15 protein-coding genes are annotated in these 15,915 nt (G+C 63.5%); 4 read left to right on the top strand and 11 right to left on the bottom strand.

Annotated elements, in window-relative coordinates; genetic code table 11:
* Positions 1–45: 45 nt before the first annotated feature.
* Positions 46–804 carry an SDR family NAD(P)-dependent oxidoreductase gene (locus ACCQ10_RS11240; protein WP_372360660.1) on the bottom strand — a complete coding sequence of 253 codons (759 nt, stop codon included), beginning with the start codon at positions 802–804 and terminating at the stop codon, positions 46–48.
* A gap of 155 nt (positions 805–959) precedes the next feature.
* On the opposite strand from ACCQ10_RS11240, the gene ACCQ10_RS11245 reads away from it, so the two are divergent.
* Complete coding sequence (locus ACCQ10_RS11245) at positions 960–1,871, top strand: AraC family transcriptional regulator (RefSeq protein WP_372360661.1); 912 nt, start codon at positions 960–962, stop codon at positions 1,869–1,871.
* A gap of 896 nt (positions 1,872–2,767) precedes the next feature.
* Here ACCQ10_RS11245 and ACCQ10_RS11250 read toward each other — a convergent pair.
* The 4 genes from ACCQ10_RS11250 to ACCQ10_RS11265 all read right to left on the bottom strand — a co-directional run bounded on the left by ACCQ10_RS11250 (position 2,768) and on the right by ACCQ10_RS11265 (position 8,207).
* Positions 2,768–3,982, bottom strand: a complete 1,215-nt coding sequence (locus ACCQ10_RS11250; RefSeq protein ID WP_372360662.1) for a PD-(D/E)XK nuclease domain-containing protein — start codon at positions 3,980–3,982, stop codon at positions 2,768–2,770.
* Positions 3,979–6,234, bottom strand: coding sequence for an argonaute/piwi family protein (locus tag ACCQ10_RS11255; protein WP_372360663.1), 2,256 nt, complete (start codon positions 6,232–6,234; stop codon positions 3,979–3,981). Before ACCQ10_RS11255 ends, ACCQ10_RS11250 begins: the two co-directional genes overlap by 4 nt.
* A 120-nt stretch (positions 6,235–6,354) precedes the next feature.
* Positions 6,355–7,563, bottom strand: a complete 1,209-nt coding sequence (locus ACCQ10_RS11260) for an XRE family transcriptional regulator (protein ID WP_372360664.1) — start codon at positions 7,561–7,563, stop codon at positions 6,355–6,357.
* Positions 7,560–8,207: a hypothetical protein gene (locus ACCQ10_RS11265; RefSeq protein WP_372360665.1), complete on the bottom strand. Its 648-nt coding sequence runs from the start codon at positions 8,205–8,207 to the stop codon at positions 7,560–7,562. The genes ACCQ10_RS11260 and ACCQ10_RS11265 overlap by 4 nt, the downstream gene beginning before the upstream one ends.
* Positions 8,208–8,375: 168 nt before the next feature.
* Here ACCQ10_RS11265 and ACCQ10_RS11270 point away from each other — a divergent pair, with 168 nt between their 5' ends.
* The 3 genes from ACCQ10_RS11270 (at position 8,376) to ACCQ10_RS11280 (ending at position 10,817) form a co-directional block, all read left to right on the top strand.
* Positions 8,376–8,972 (top strand): DUF6088 family protein, encoded by a 597-nt coding sequence (locus tag ACCQ10_RS11270; RefSeq protein ID WP_116521795.1) that lies wholly within the window; start codon positions 8,376–8,378, stop codon positions 8,970–8,972.
* Complete coding sequence (locus ACCQ10_RS11275; protein ID WP_372360666.1) at positions 8,965–10,020, top strand: nucleotidyl transferase AbiEii/AbiGii toxin family protein; 1,056 nt, start codon at positions 8,965–8,967, stop codon at positions 10,018–10,020. Before ACCQ10_RS11270 ends, ACCQ10_RS11275 begins: the two co-directional genes overlap by 8 nt.
* A gap of 71 nt (positions 10,021–10,091) precedes the next feature.
* Entirely contained in the window at positions 10,092–10,817 is a 726-nt protein-coding gene (locus ACCQ10_RS11280) for a class I SAM-dependent methyltransferase (protein ID WP_372360667.1), read from the top strand.
* 190 nt (positions 10,818–11,007) lie between these two features.
* Here ACCQ10_RS11280 and ACCQ10_RS11285 read toward each other — a convergent pair whose 3' ends face one another.
* From ACCQ10_RS11285 to ACCQ10_RS11310, 6 genes are read right to left on the bottom strand one after another with little or no spacing between them, the layout of a single operon-like run.
* Positions 11,008–11,235: a DUF2274 domain-containing protein gene (locus ACCQ10_RS11285; RefSeq protein WP_372360668.1), complete on the bottom strand. Its 228-nt coding sequence runs from the start codon at positions 11,233–11,235 to the stop codon at positions 11,008–11,010.
* Positions 11,232–12,518 carry a TraB/TrbI/VirB10 family type IV secretion system protein gene (locus ACCQ10_RS11290; RefSeq protein WP_372360670.1) on the bottom strand — a complete coding sequence of 429 codons (1,287 nt, stop codon included), beginning with the start codon at positions 12,516–12,518 and terminating at the stop codon, positions 11,232–11,234. Before ACCQ10_RS11290 ends, ACCQ10_RS11285 begins: the two co-directional genes overlap by 4 nt.
* Before the next feature lie 2 nt (positions 12,519–12,520).
* Positions 12,521–13,510: a P-type conjugative transfer protein TrbG gene (gene trbG / locus ACCQ10_RS11295; RefSeq protein ID WP_372360671.1), complete on the bottom strand. Its 990-nt coding sequence runs from the start codon at positions 13,508–13,510 to the stop codon at positions 12,521–12,523.
* Positions 13,507–14,211, bottom strand: coding sequence for a conjugal transfer protein TrbF (gene trbF / locus ACCQ10_RS11300; RefSeq protein ID WP_372360672.1), 705 nt, complete (start codon positions 14,209–14,211; stop codon positions 13,507–13,509). The genes trbG and trbF overlap by 4 nt, the downstream gene beginning before the upstream one ends.
* Before the next feature lie 12 nt (positions 14,212–14,223).
* The gene (trbL, locus tag ACCQ10_RS11305; RefSeq protein ID WP_372360673.1) at positions 14,224–15,615 is read right to left on the bottom strand and encodes a P-type conjugative transfer protein TrbL; all 1,392 of its coding nucleotides are present in this window, start codon (positions 15,613–15,615) and stop codon (positions 14,224–14,226) included.
* On the bottom strand, positions 15,612–15,905 hold the full coding sequence (locus ACCQ10_RS11310) for an EexN family lipoprotein (protein WP_372360674.1): 294 nt from the start codon (positions 15,903–15,905) through the stop codon (positions 15,612–15,614). The genes trbL and ACCQ10_RS11310 overlap by 4 nt, the downstream gene beginning before the upstream one ends.
* Between the last annotated feature and the right edge of the window lie 10 nt (positions 15,906–15,915).

Below are 15,915 nucleotides of genomic sequence, written 5' to 3' on the forward strand. Positions count from 1 at the left end.
ATGCGGTCCCACCGATAGACTGGCAGGGACAGGTGGCATTTCCGCTCAGAGCAGCTGGCCGCCGGAAATGTCGAAGGTGGTGCCATTGGCCCAGTGCATGTCATTGGACAGGATTGCCGCCACTGCGCCGCCGATATCGTCCGGCAAGCCCACGCGTCCCAGCGCGATGCCCTGCGCCACGTAGGCGTTCACATCCTGGTTGTCGCGCACCGCGCCACCGCCAAAATCGGTCGCGATGGCGCCGGGCGCAATGGCGTTGACGCGGATCTGCCGCGCACCAAGCTCCACCGCCATGTAACGGGTCAGCACTTCGATGGCTGCCTTCACCGCTGCGTAGATGCCGTAGCCCGGCAGGGTGAAGCGCACGAAGCCGGACGAGACATTCAGGATGCGGCCACCGTCTTCCTGCAACGGCAGCAGCGCCTGGGTCAGAAAGATCGGGCCACGCAGATGGGTTTCCACCAGCGACGCAAACTGCGCCTGGGTGGCGTCCACGAAGTTCGAGAACAGGCCATTGCCGGCGTTGTTGACCAGGAAATCGAAGCGCCCACGGCCGAACTCGGCCTTCAGCGTCTCGGCCACTGCAGTGGTGAAGGCCGGATAGCTGGAGATGTCGGTGATATCGAGCGGCAGCATCGCCGCCTTGCCACCGAGCGCCTGGATTTCGTTCATCAGCGTGTCCGCTTCGGCAGCGCCGCTGCGATAGGTGCCGATGATGTGGACACCGCGCCTGGCGAGGTGCAGCGCCATGTTGCGTCCAAGGCCGCGGCTGGCGCCGGTGATGAGTGCGATCTGAGGGGTCATGCGTGGTCTCTGCGGGGTGGGTGCGCCGGTCGGCGCTTTTCGACCCGGCCACGATAGGCAACGAGCGCCGCCCAACCCACGCCTGATGCGCTCAATTCATTGCCCGATTGTCTCAGGCATCTTGTACGGCGGTCGGCCCCCGGCATAATCGCTGCATGCAGCACGCCCTGGTACCCCACCTTCAGATCGCCTTGCGCCATGCCCCGCCGGGCCTGACCTCCACCCCTATTCCGCGGGTGGATCTGTGCGTGGGGCAAGGCTCCACGGACCAGGCGCCATGCCTGTATCGCTCGATGATCTGTTTCATCCTGCAGGGCTCCAAGCGCGTCGCGCTCAACGACACCTTGCTGAGCTACGACAGCGAACATTATCTGATCAGTGCCCTGGATCTGCCGTTGATCGGCCAGATTCTGGATGCCCCGGACGAGCAGCCCTACGTTGCGGTGTCGCTGGTGCTGGATCCGGCCGTGCTGGCGGAGCTGGCCGCGACCATGCCGCCGGTACGCGAGAGCGAACAAAAGGGTATCGGCATCGCCATCAATCCCATGACGGCCCCGCTCCGCGACACCTTGCTGCGGCTGTTGTCCCTGCTGGACACACCCGCCGACATCCCGGTGCTGGCTCCGATGCTCGAGCGCGAATTGCTCTATCGTCTCCTGCAAGGCCCGCAAGGCCGCTTGCTACGGCAGATCGCCCAGCCCGAAGGCGCACTCGGCAGTATCCGGCGCGCGGTGGCCTGGATCAGGGACAATTTCGATGCACGGCTGCGCATCGATGCACTGTGCGCGGCAAGCGGCATGAGCCGGGCGAGTCTGCATCGCCACTTTCTGTCGCTGACCGGCCTGAGCCCGATCCAGTATCAGAAACGCCTCCGACTGCAGGAAGCGCGCCAGCTTCTGCTCGCTGGCGAGCATCGCGCGTCCGATGTCGCCTTCGCCGTCGGCTATGAGAGCGCCTCGCAATTCAGCCGCGAATATCTCCGCCAGTTCGGCGCGCCTCCCGCACGCGATGTCCGCGCGGTGCGTCAGGCGATCGGCTCCTCCACCCGGCCCCACTCCGCACCGTAAGTGCCTGCCGCGCGACGTGGCCTGATTGCAGGCAGATCGTCACGCATCAATCCCTGCCCGGAACGCTGTGCTGAAAGCCGAAAGCCCGCATAAAGCGGGCTTTCAGTGTGCTGGGGCTAGCGAACGCTGGTCAGGGCCAGACGGCCCCTCACTCCCACTCCATCATCAACAGGTCGCCCAAGCCCGCGTGGTTAAAGGGATTGGCTGTGATCAACATGGCGCGCTACCGTCGCTTTTACCGTCAAGAGCACACACCTTGTGCTGGCGCGGGAGATGGACCGATTTGCGGGAGAGCGACGTTTTCGACACCATGATCAATCAGCTATCAGGATACCGGAGAAATCCCTAACCGTCAGCCGTCGCAAACGCAAGCGAGCCTGGGTTCAACCGGTAGCTGACACTTGTAGCGGGTCTTCTAGGGATGCTCACCTGATTGCTCAGCGTCCCGAAAACGCTGCATCGCTTCAAAGGCTTTTCGCTCAACGTCCTGCATTCTTTTCAAAGCGTGAGGCTCGGGTGCGGGCCGGAAGCTTGACGACAACTGTTCAACGTCACGTCGAGCAGCCAGCCAAGCCTGCAGCAAAGGCTGCCACTGTCGATCCCAGTGGCCGAAGGGCCGTGATTCAGGTGATGACACTTTGCGTAGCGCCTGATGCATGACGGCTCCGGCGGTCCGCGTTGGGTCGTCCCATTTGACCGGAACGCTCCAGCCGGCGTCGCGGACGCTACTGGTGCTTCGGAGGTCAGGGCCCACCATAGGAACAGGTGCGCCCACGACGGTTCCGAATCCGAAGAGCTTGTGATCAATGCGATCGCCTGCCTCAAGCGGGCAGCTTGAACTACTCATTTGGGTATCCTCTCTTCATGCAATTTCATTGGCTTTGTTTGGGCACTGCTCAAACCATAAACGCCGGTTGAGCGATAACGACCGGGCTGACCACATCGCGAATCTCACTGAGTCCCGCAATAAGCAAGTCGTATTGCTCGGTGCGTCGCCCTTGATCCCAGATGATCGGAAGCACTTTGCGATACGGGCTGCCACGCTTCAGGTAAAGGCTGACGTCTTCACCAATCTGCGAAATCAGGTCCTGCGGCGTGCTCTTGTTCCGCCAATACTTGACCTCGATCACCAGTTGCAGCGACGGGACCACCAAGTCTGCCCGTGGCTTCTTCTGTCCCACGGACGCAAGCCACTCCTCATCGCGTAGGTCGGGCAACACCGGCGCAAGCACGGCGCACAGAAGGTTCTGAAAGTGGTATTCGTTTTCAACCGCCCACTTTTGCGCGGTCGAGTTCGGTGTCTTCTTCTGTTCGTCCCAGGTCCACCGACGCAACCCAGAGGGGAGCCGGCGAAGTAGCAGTCCGACATCGTCTAGACTCGGTGCGCGCAGATCAATCTGCGCCGCGCCCTGGGCGAGATAGTGAAACGCTGCCAGGTCCAAGGCCGCCTGTTCGGGGTCATCATAGACAACCGACTTGATGCGGCCAAGCAAACGCGACGCGAAGTCGTTATCGACCGCCGACGAAGCATCTGCCAAGCGACGTGCGACGTAGATAGCTGCGCCCGCGGTGGCGGGCACTACTGTCAGTTCGCCGTTCAATCCCACCTCGGACCGCGTCTTGATCATGGACAGCAGTTCATCGCGCCAGCCGACTTCCGCCGGCAACAACGGCTGCAGCTTTGCATAGAGCGATGCGAACCATGCGCCGAATTTCGACCACCGCGCATCATCGGCTGTGGCCAACAAACCCACCAGAACGCCGGTATGCGCTAACGGCTGCATCAAGCTGACGAGAGCCGTTTGGGAATCGCCTCTACGTCCCATCAACCAGTCCGCACCCTGCGCAAATGAGTCGCGGCACGCATCACTCAACGTCGGGTCGATGCTCAGCAGGAATCCCAAAGCCGCGACCGCATGAATCGACCGACCGCCGCCGGAAATCTCTTCGCACAGGTCCTGCGCCATTGCGGCGCTCTGCTGGGTGGACAGCCCTTCAGCGAGCACCCAGTGATAAAAGGCGATCGACAGCGGGCCCGCAGTCGTCAGTGTCTCGGCCTGGCCGGCTACTGCGCGTAGCGCCTCGTACAGCATCGGATTGCCCGCGCTCATAGAAACCACCGCGTTGTGCCGATCTTGCCGAGCATCACACTCGGGCTCCACCGGCTACCCAAACGGTCAAGCCGCCCTAAAAGGCCTGCGACAAGGTCGGAGTAGTAGATGGTGACCGGCATCGCCGCCGGCAGGAAACTGCGCCAGGAATGGTTCGAAAACCAATACACCTGCTTGGTGAGATAGATGATGTCCGTGAACGTCGAATCGCGATGCAGGCTTAGCAGTAGCGGTTTGGGTAAGCCATCCGTCGGGCGCTTGAGCTGCTGCGGCCCCGTCAACGTCAACAAGGTCTCGTTGTGTCCGATTTCCGCGAAGAGCCCACGAACCGGTGTCTTCTCTCCCCTGCCCTTGGTCCCGACGGAATCATCGTCAAACAGCAGGTACGGATGGTCCTGTTTGACGTGCAGGAAGGCGAACTGCAGATCGAATTCAGAGAACTCCTTCAACGCTGCTTTGACCGATTCGACCTCCGTGTTGCGCATCGGCTTGAACGCATGAACGATCACACGTACCGAATCACCCTTGATCCAGTTCATCTCGTTGCGCACGCGCTGAAGGGTTGCGTGCAATGATTCGGTCAGGGCCTCGCCGTACTTCGACATCGGAACAGCGTTCGACAGATTCGACAGCAGATAGCCGCCGTCGCCGCGAAAGACGCTGGTAATGCCGACAATTCTTTCTTTCCTGGAAAAGCGGGATTCGCCAATCGCTGCGCTGCCTAAGCCGATGACCACCTCGTGCGCGATGCCCTTGTCCGACTTGATCAGCCAGGGGATACCACCGAGCTTGGCATAGACCGCAAGAGCGAGATTGCTGAGGGTGTAGGCGAGACTGAGCGGCGCCATCGAGAATGTCTCGAAGGCGACGAACTGCGTGGGGATCTGATTAGAGAGAAACGCCGCTTTGGCCACCAGATACGGATTCTTCTGCGGCGCCAACTGGCGCGAGTCTCGCTCGGTCTGCACCAAGGCCAGATGCCAGGGCGTGCCCTCGGCGGCCATCCGGACTGCCTTGGAAGCAGCTGCATGGTAGGCGTCGGCCGTGAAGGCGTCTGCCTCCACGAACGTCAGGTTGATGTCCTGCAGTCCGTAGATGCCGAGAAACCCTCGCCCAAATGGCAGTGATTTGCCGTCGACCGTCAGGCCATCTCGAAACTTCCGAAGGAACAGTTCAAATTGACCACGCCGCGCGCGGTCGCAGATCACGCAGACATTAGGCCGCGTGGGCGTGAAGACGTGCCGGCTGTAGGGACCGAACTTGCTTAGACCGACCGCAGCCCGCGACTCCGACTTGAGCGTCCCGGCGTCGAAGACATAGGTCGGAGTCGTGCCCTCGGTGAAACGGGGGAAGTTCTGCGCATCTTTCTCGCTAAGCAGGTTGCCGATGCCGACGCTAAGACCTTCTTGCAGCTCGATCTCTCCGAGACCGCGGAGCCAGTCCGAAATGCGGGCGATATGCTCCATGCGAGCACGCCCTCTGCTGTTCTCGAACACGATCTCGTCGATCTTGCCCAGCACCCTGCCCGACGTGTTGCGCGTGAAGTGCTGCAGCAGGTGTCGAAGATTTTCAGGCGACGCCTCCAGGTACAGCTCATCGAGTGGGAGCAGCTCCTCCACATTCTGAAAGCGCTCGGACATGCGCGCGTGGCCGTTAGTGATGGCACCGACCCGCCCCACCAGCCGTCGATAAGGCAGCATGCGCACATCTTCAACCGGCACCAAGCGCTCGACCGCCAACCCATCCAGCCGCACACCTTGCTCATGCAAAACAGCAAGGCTGGTTGCGCAGGTCTTCTGAATCTCAATGTCCCACAAGAGACCGAGTGGTTCTGCGTTCGGCAGCTTTAGCGAGCGGATCGCGATCAAGACGCGTGACTGCAGATGGAGATGCCTGTCGGCCTCGATGAAGCCCGTCGGCAAGGTGCGCCCCACCGTCGTAATCGGGTTATAGCGCGCAACCAGTCGCCGATTGGAACTGAGCAAGGTCACGAGACGCTGCTCAAGCAGCGGACGAATGAGCGAAGCGTTCTCGACTACCGAAACAGTCTTCTCTTCGCCAATCGGCGAAGCGCTCAATGTAAGCGGTAGCGCCACGATGTGATCTGACCGACGGGTCACGGCGTAGTGCGCACGGTGCTCGTCACGCAGTTTTCGGAACTGCTGCGCGTCCTCGAAAGGCAACGTCTGCAGCCGAATGGCATCACCGCGCACTCGCAGCGGTGTGAAATTAAGCTGCAGCTGTCGTCCCATAGGCCCTCACATCCTCTTGTGTCGCCGGATCAACATCCGAATTTTTAGAATTGATCTATCGATGAGACACATCCCGCGCATCCGCCAGGAAGGCTTGACTGATCTCCATAGACGCGCCGATCAACGCTTCGGCGAAAATCGAAACGGCACAACATTGCTGTCCGTGGCAACCGGTGCGTCCGCGCCACTGGGCACTGAACGCAACCGAGCCAGCTGCACAACCTTGGGCTTGCCCTGGAAGTACCCTTCCGATAAGCCAGCCAGCATCTCGATGTCATGGGCCGCCAGGCCAATGTGCCTGGGGATCGAGTCAAGCGGCATCACGTTTTCCTCGACGAGCAGATCGATCGTTCGACGCAGCAGGCGCGGCCGCTCGGGCGGCCTATCGCCGTCGCCCGGCTCGGACTTCGCGCCCCAACGGGCGGACCGACGTTTGAACAGCGACTGCGCCGCTTCTTCATCCAGAATCTTCAGCGCACGCAAACGCATCACGATCGCAGCGACTGACACCCCCCATCTGCGTTTAAGCAAGAGAAGATCGTCCAGCGTCACCGGGGTGCGGACTTCATTGGCAAACGTTTCAGCCGGCAGCAGGAATGCGCCCGCAAAGCGGTGGGCTTGCTGTTCCAGTTGCTTATGACGGTCACGCTCGGTCGGCCGCGGAATGAACCGATGCAGGATCAGGTGGCCAAGTTCGTGCGCCAAATCGAAACGGCTCCGATAGCCGTTATCCTTGTCGGCCGAGAGCAACACCAGCGGGCGCCCCAGCGCATCGCTCCATGCCGACAAGCCCTCGATCTGCGAAATGCCCGTTTCCTCGCGGATCAGGACGACCCCAGCGCCTTCAATGGCCAATGCCAAGTCGGGTACCGCCGTACGGCCGATACGCCAAAGATCGCGGCATTCGCTTGCCGCCAGTTCAATCTCGTCAGGCGTGATCTCATCGGGCTCCTTGAACTGCCGGGTCGGCAAATTCAGGGCCGGGTAGTCGACGAACTCGGACAACGCGAGCGCGACGTCCTGCGCCCACTCCATGCGAGCTTCCAGCATCGCGCGTGCCGCCACGTGGGCGGACGCGTTACTGCGAAACAGCGGTAGCGACACCTTGGCCGAGGGCGCCCGCGTGAACCATTCGGGCGTGACGTTGACCACGCCGGCAAGGCGCTCCAGCGTTTCCCGCTCGGGCGCCTGATTGCCCGACCGCCATTTGCTGACCGTCGCGGGCGACACGCCGACCAACGCGGCAAGTTGCGCTTGACTCAAACGCCTCGCGGCAAGAATCTGACTGAGGCGCTCGCTTTCAAAACCTTGAATACCACCGCGACTCATGACGCGCTGCCATCGTTGCCTTGCTTCTTGATCTTCTTGAGCTTGGGCTTGGCCAAATCGTCCTGCGCCGCCGGCTTTTGTTCGTACCGCTGCAGGAACGCATTCAGCGGTTCCTTGAACAGCCAGCCGCGCATTTCGCGGTCCGGTACCGCAATCTGGATCGACATGGGGGACTCTGGCTGGATATGCAGCGAGCCAGAAAAGCACGCCACGAAAAACGCGACCGCATCGGCGGCCGCCGTGTATTGATCGAACAGCTCCGGTTGCACTAACGGCTCGATGGCCTTGTTCGCATAGGACATCTGGCGGCGCGTATGGCTACGTCGGCCGTTTATCCAGAAGCCGTCCGGGATGTTGAACCTGGCCAGGGTGAGCACCCCGGCTCGACCGCTGACGATGCCGTTACCGCGAATAGCGGTTGGCGAAGCCTCGCCCATCTCCAGCGCCCGATGAAACGCCTCGTTCATGTGGAAATGCCGCAGTTGACCCACGACATGGGGCAAGTGGCCTTCGTTCATGCCTTTGGATGCGGCGTGCGCGCGCTGGGCGCCGACGGTCAAGGCTTCCTCGATGCCCATCAGCAGCTCGCGCGGAAGGCTGCGCTGCAAAAGGTCGGGGATTGTGTCTACGGGCGGCTGGGCCATTCGTCCTCCAAAGATCTGATTTCGCTTTTCGGAATTTTACCACCAAAAAGTTTCGTTTAGAACGAAAAACTATGGGAATGCTTGCCCTCCATCGCAAGCACGGAGGCTTCCATCTCTTGAAAAGTGTCAGAAATTACTCCATACTTCTACCAGTAAGGAGATTCCATCATGCAAACCCTCGCCAAACAGGTTCTGGAACACGCCGCTGGATTGCCGGAGGGCACCCCCTTGGTCGCCAAGGAACTGCTCCATTTGGGAAACCGGGCGGCGGTCGACCAGGTGCTGTCACGACTCGTGCAGCGCGGCACGCTGCTGCGCGCCGGCCGCGGCATCTATGTCCTGCCGGTAGAGAGTCGTTTCGGTTCTCGCGCCCCCTCGGCTTCCAAAATGGTCGAGGGGCTGGCCCACCAGCGCGGGGAGACCATCGTGTCGCATGGTGCGGCGGCGGCCAACGCGCTGGGCCTCACCACGCAAGTGCCCGTGCGCTCCGTCTACCTGACCTCCGGCCCCAGCCGCCGTTTGAAGCTGGGGGCCCAGACCGTCGAATTCCGGCACGCGCCGGTGTGGCAGTTGATCTTTCCTGGCCGCGCTGCCGGTGATGTCGTGCGGGCGCTGGCTTGGCTGGGGCCCGAGCGTGCCGGTGAAGCACTGCGCACACTGCGCGCCAAACTGCCGCCGGCCGAGATGAAGGAAGTCGCATCGGCACGTGCGCGCCTGCCGACATGGATGGCGAAGGAAGTGAGCGCGCTGGTGTCGCATGGCTAAGTTCTTCGATCTGTCTGTCGATGAACGCCTGGAAGCCCTGGCCTTGGCGGCCGATGCTTCCGGCCGCCCGCCCCACCTGCTGGAAAAGGACGTGTGGGTGGTGTGGGCTCTGCGTCATCTCTTCGCCGCACCCTACGCGCCGCATCTCATCTTCAAGGGCGGTACCTCGCTGTCGAAGGCCTACGGCGTCATTCAGCGCTTTTCCGAGGACGTGGATCTCACCTATGACATCCGCGCTATCGCCGGTGATCTGATCGGCGACGCGGACACGCCCCTTCCCGCCAGCAAGAGCCAGGAAAAGAAATGGAGCAAGGAGATTCGCTCCCGGCTGGCTGAATGGGTGACGGCCGAGGTCGTTCCGCAGCTTCAGCAGGACCTGGCGCAGCAGGGCCTTCCTGCCCAGGCCCGCGCCGAAGGCGACAAGGTGTTCATCGACTACACGCCGCTGGCGTCAGGAACAGGCTATGTGCCGCCGGCGGTCATGCTCGAATTCGGCGCGCGGTCCACCGGGGAGCCTTGCGAACCGCGCGTGGTCCGTTGCGACGCCGCCGAGCACCTGCAAGGCGTGGAATTCCCCGAAGCGACGCCGCAGGTGATGCGTGCCGAGCGGACTTTCTGGGAGAAGGCCACCGCGATCCACGTGTTTTGCGCGCAAGGGGTCTTTCGTGGTGGCGAGCGCTTTGCGCGTCACTGGCACGACGTCACGCGTTTAGACGCCGCCGGTTTCGCTGACGCGGCGATCGCCGACAGGGGGCTCGCGAAAGCAGTAGCCGATCACAAGAGCATCTTCTTCGCGGAAAAAAGCCAAGACGGCGCACTGGTCGATTACCACGCCGCCGTCTCGGGCGAACTGTGCCTGGTGCCCAATGACGAGGCCCTGGCCAAGTTGGCCGCTGACTACCAGCACATGGTCGACGATGGGCTGTTCCTCGATGAGGTCGAATCGTTCGAGGCCCTCCTCCAGCAATGCCGGGCCATCCAAGAGAAGGCGAATGCGATTCGAGACCCAGCCGATCCTGGTCCTGGGACTGACAATGTCCTGGTTTGATCATGGTTGCCGCGGCGCGAATTGCGGAGTCGCAAACCTACTAGAAATTTGCAAATTTAACGGGAGGAGTAATGCTGCAGCGAATGACACCAAGAGACTATTCGGAGTTCTGGGAGCGTGAATCGTCGCAATTCGACAGCGACAAAATCTATGCTCGCCTCAGCGAGATGGTTCCTGCTGAAGCGACCTTAGAAGTGGGCTGCGGAGCCGGATGGAGTACGCTAAGCCTCGCTGCCACTCGCCCCGTCTTGGCCATCGACAACAACCCCCATTTGATTGAACGCGCTCGCGCCCGATTGCAATCCCACGGGGCGACTGCGGAGATCATCCAGTCCGACCTGTTCGAGCCGTCTGACGACCTGCTTAAAGCAATCGAGGCTTTCCAGCCCAAGGTCGTCGTTGGGTGGTTCATCGGCTCTCATCCCGACGACAATGACAAGCGCACTCCGACCGACCTGCGCTCAGAGCAAAAGCCCAAGGTATATCGAGAAAACGTTGAGGACCGGCTGGTCATTGCGCCTCTCTGCCCATCGTCCGTCGAGTGGGTGCATACCGTGCAACGTGGTGCCGCCCCACCCGGCGTCAGCGAAACTGAAATCAAGGACGGGATGGTGAAAGAATACGACGACTACATGTTCAAGAACTCTGGGTTTGCAGTGACCGACGTGCAGGTACTGGACTGGAATCAAGGGGCCACCCCGTTTCCATACGTTCAACACGCGAATCCCAACTTGCCCCCGGGGACCCCCACACCTGTGATCATCTCCATCCTGGCTCGTCGAACATCTAACGCATAGAGCTGCGGAGCTGCCGCCTCAGCCTTGCGCAGTCCGATTGCGCTGTACGTGCAAGAGGCCAACGTGCGGAGACTGCAGGCTCATATTCGCTAGGACAGGCATATTTACTGCGCAGCAAATAGGCCTGTCCTAGGGGCGACACGCAGGCGTGTCGCAATCACACCGATTGCGCAGGCGAAGGCCGCCGCGATCACCCTTTGACGCCCCTACCCCGTTTGAACTCGCGATCCCCCGCGATGAACGCCTCTAGCATGTGCGGGATCAGCGTCGTTGCCTCGACCGCTTCGCCGTACGCCTGCGCGTGAAGCGCGGCGTAACGGTCCAGGTCGGCTTTTAGGGCGGTCGGGCACGCAAAGGTCAGCTTGACGCTCTCGGTTTTCGGCAGCGGCCCCAGCCGCAGTTTGCGCGTGGTGCTCATCGTGAAGCCTCCCGGTTGAAGAACAGCGGCTGGTACGGCCGCAGCACCAGGTCGCGGTTGACGATGATGCGCACCGGCAGGCCCGGCCGCTCGGTCAGCGTGGGCTGGATGTTGAGGTTGCGCCGGGTCATCTCTTGCCCCACCTGGTTCACGCTGTCCTGCAGGCTGTCGCGCCCGGCGATGATGACGCGATCGCCGTCCTGGCGGTTCTCCGGCGCGGCCAGCTCGGCACCGACGCCCAGCAGCGTCGTCAGCACCGCACCGGCGAAAACGCGATCCCAATGCCAATCGACGCCATCCTCCAGACCGGCATAGCCGGCTGAGTCGGTGCCGGCTAGATTGTCGAGCGTTAGCGAAGACGTGTCGGGCAGGATGATCCGGTTCCAGACGACCTGAACCCGGCTTTGCCCGTAGGCGACTTGGCTGTTGTATTTACCGAAGATGCGCGAGCCCTGCGGGATCAGTAGGTAGCGGCCGGTCGCGGTGTCATACACCGGCTCCGTCACCGTGCCGATCACGTCGCCCGGCAAGTCGGACTTGATGCCTGTCACCAGCGCCGCCGCGATCACCGTCCCGGCCATGACCTGATACGGCGAAGCCGGCATCTGCAGGTTGCCGGAATTACGGGTTTCCGTGGTTCCGGCTTTCTGGAACGCCTCTTTCTGGTCTTGCCGGTTCTGCACGGCGGTCGGGTCGGCGGGCTGCGCCGCTGTCGTGGCCGGCCCGGCGGCCATGGGGTCGAATGCCGCATTGGCGGCGAAGCCCGGCGCGGCGGCAACCTGCGACTGCGCCGCCGGCGCGGCCTTCTGCGTGCCGGAGCGGAAGAACACCGACGAACCCGCCGCTGCTTCGGCCTCTTTGCGCAGCGCGTCGCGCTCGGCCTCCGCCGCGTCCTGGCCGGGCGGCGAGTAGCTGGCCACCGCCGGCGGCTGCGACTTGACGATGGCCGGTCCCAGGTCGCCCGGTAGCGGCGGCCCCAGCTCCGGCACCTTCGGCGGCAGCTTGGAGTAGTCGGTGGGGAGTTGGTCGAGTGCTTCGGACTTCGATACGCGGTCGACGTTGTAAAGCTCAGCCGGGTCGCTGTCGCTGCGTCGCGGTTTCGGTTGCAGCGACCACATGGTGGCGGCCATGACCGCGACCGCCAGGCCTCCGGCGAGAACGACGAGCGTGCGCCGATTGAGGCGCGTCACCGGGCGCGGCTGCGCCCGCAGCATCACGTTCTCCGGTGCGACCTTCGGCGCGGCATTGGGAATGGGCACGTCCGGGGTTTCATCCTGGCTCATGGTCAGTTCCCCCGCGTGCCGTCCGTGCGCTCGATGCGCACCACGTCGCCCTTGTCGCCGCCGAGGCGCAGTTCGGCCGCGCCGAACAGCCGATCCACGATGTAGTACGGCGAGCGGAAACGGTAGTTGACGAGCTGGCCGTCACCCTGCGCGCCGATCACGAACAAGGGCGGCAACTCGCCCTGTGCGATGCCGGGCGGGAACTGGATATAGACCTTCTCGCCGTCATCGAAGGCGCGCAGCGGCTTCCACGGCGGATTGCTGCCGCTGACCGCGTAGCGGAAGCGGATCTTCTCCAGCGACAGGCCGGCGTCGATCGGTGCGGCAGCTTGCGCGGCCCGATCCTGACGCTGCAAGGCAAGCATCTGGTCTTTCGGGTACTCCCACGACACCGATGCCATCCACGCCTTGTCGGTCGAGGTCAACTCGATCAGGTAGGTGCGCCGGCTGGTGGTGATGACGAGGTTCGTCTTGAGGCGGGAACGGATTGGCTTCACCAACACGCTGACGCGAAGATCGCTGCCGGTTCCGCTGGACGTGTCGCCGACGATCCAGCGCACGGTGTCGCCGGCGGCGACCGTCACCAGTTCTTCGCCGGGCTGGAGCGAAATCATGGTCACGCGCCCCGGTGCCGCATAGACCTGATACAGCGCGCCATCGGTGAAGGGCCAGACCTGAATCGCATTGACGTAGCCCTCGCGCGTGGGCGCGATGCGCGCCTCGGCGTTGGCGCGCGAGACGCGCACGGTTTCGTCGGCGGGTTCCGGCGCAGGCCTGGCGTCGTCCACCTCTGGCAGCGGCTTCATCTGCGCCGGCATCGGCAGCACCTTCGGCATCTCCACCACTTCGACCGGCTTGGGCGGTTCGGGCTGCCGCTGCGCCTGCACCGGCTCGTCGAGCGAGATGTGCGGCGGCGGCTTGCCCTGCGAAGCGCAGCCCGACAGCGCCAGCAGGATCAACGGCAATGCGGATATACGTAAAAGTGCATTCATGGCTTGGCTCCTTCGGACGCATCGAGTTCGCGGCTCCACGACAGGCCGTTGACGTAGATGCCGAGCGGGTTCTTGCGCAGGCGTTGCTCGGTGCGCGGGGTTTGCAGGACGGTGGAAAGCACGGCGTTCCAGCGTTCGGTGCCAGTCGGTGCGCCGTTGGCGAACCGCTGCTCCGTCCAGCGCACGTTGAAAGACGTTTCGCTGGCGCGCGTGACGCTGGTGATCTGCACCGTCACCGACTCCTTGCCGACGCGGGCGAACGGATCGTTCTTGCTGGCGTAGTCGTTGAGTACGGCCGCGCCACGGTCGGTGGTGTAGTCGTAGGCGTCGAGCCAGTTCTGCCGCACGACGATGGGGTCGATGGAAAGCGAGCGAACCAACGTGATGAAGTGCGCGAGGTGGAATGCGATCTGCGCATCGGCCGGTCGGTACGGCGTGGCGGCTTCGCCGACCGCAAGAACCTGGCCGGTCTTGTCCACTTCCACGACGTAGGGCGTGACGATGGACTGCGCCGAACGCCAGACCAGGCCGCCGGCCATCAGCAGCGCAAGCACGAGGCAGCCGAAGGCCATCAGCCGCCAGTTCTTCGCCTGCACGCGCGCCGAGCCGATGCGCTCGTCCCACGCCTGTGCGGCGGATTGGTATGGGGTGGCAGGCTGCGGCGTGTCGGCGTAGCGCACCTGCGGTCGCTTGAATCGCATGGCGGGTTCTCCTCAATGGTCGGAATCGCCCAAGCTCGGGCCTTGCGCCGAACCGCCGCCATCGCCGCCGTGCAAGGTGTGCGCAGCGGTGGTTGCGGCGTGGGTGATCTGTTGGCGGCGATGCAGCCGCTTGGCCCAGGCGGGTTGCGGCTGGTCGGTGGTGTTGGCCGAAGGGGTGCCGGCGGCCTGGCCGGATGCGGCAGAGCCGGGCGAAGCGCCGCCGCTGGATGCGCCTGCGCTGCTGCTCGCGCCCTCCGAGCGAAAAGCAGCGGCGGCGCGTTGCCCGAAGGAGCGCGCCCCGGCGGCGGCCTTCTGGCCGGCGGCCTGTGCGCCGGTCTTGGCGACGTTGCCAAGGCCCGCCATCGCGCCTTTGGCACCGCCACCGGCGGCAGAGGAACCGGCCTGAAATGCCGCACCCGCACTGCTGGCGGTGGATACGGCCATGCGTGCGCCCTTGCCGAGTGCGCTGGCGGCAGCGGGCGCCATGTGCGCACCGGCTGCCACGGCCCCGCCAACGCCGGTAGCGGCAGCACCGACCGCGACGGCGGTGCCGGCTGCGCCCAGCGCCGCGCCGGCCATCGCGCCCGCGCCGAGCTGCGGCGCACCGGACACGAGGCCGGTAGCGATGCCCGGCCCGTAGATGCCGAGCGCGAGCAAGGCGAGCGAGGCCAGCATCACGACAAGCGCGTGGTCGATGGACGGTTCGGCGGGTGTTGTCGGGAACTCCGCGAACAGCCCCGTGCCGACGCCGACGATGACTGCCAGCACCAGCACCTTGATGCCAGACGACACCACGTTGCCGAGCACCTTTTCGGCAAGGAAGGCGGTCTTGTTCCAGAGCGCGAACGGCACCAGCACGAAGCCGGCCAGCGTGGTCAGCTTGAACTCGATCAACGTGATGAAAAGCTGCACCGCCAGCACGAAGAAGCAGACGATGACGGTGAACCACGCGAGGAACATCACGACGATAGGCGTGATGTTGATGAACACCTCGGGGAAGCCGGCCATGTCGCCAATCTGGTTGAGGATCGGCGCGGCGGCGTCGATGCCGGTCTTGGCGAGACGCCCCGGTTGCAGGAACGTCTCCATGCTCACGGCCGAGCCGGTGGCCGTCAGGCCCAAGCCGGCGAACGAGCGGAACACGATGCCGGACAGCAGGTTGAAGTTGCCGATGATGTAGGCGAAGGCACCGACGTACAGCACCTTGCGGATGAGCTTCGCCATCACGTCTTCGCCCTGGCCGGTGGCGTGGCCGAGCGCCCAATACAGGCCGGCGAGCGTCATGTCGATCGCCACCAGCGTCGCGGTCAGGAACGCGATCTCCCCGCGCAGCAACCCGAAACCGGAGTCGATGTAGGTAGAAAAGATGTTGAGGAAATGGTCGATGATCGAAACGTCGTTCATGGCCGTTCCTCCGTCGGCGCATCGGGGCCGTCGAAGCTGGCCGGAATCGGCGGCAGCTCGGCGAGCGTCCGGTATTCGTCGGGCTGGGCCTGCCCGGACAGGAAGCGCCGCAGGTCGGCTTGCGCGACCCGTGCGCAGAGCGCGCCGTCCCCTTCGCCGCGACGACACTGCGCCGCGAGCGCGTGCAGCCGCGCCGGATCGGCGGCCAGTACATCGACCGACAACGCCTGCGGCCGGTCGCAGCCGGCCAGCAGGCACGCGAAGGCGAACAGGACGGGCGCGCGGTTCATGGCCGTGTCC

This window comes from Xanthomonas sp. NCPPB 1325 (assembly GCF_041477645.2).
GTDB classification, from domain to species: Bacteria; Pseudomonadota; Gammaproteobacteria; order Xanthomonadales; family Xanthomonadaceae; genus Xanthomonas; species Xanthomonas cannabis.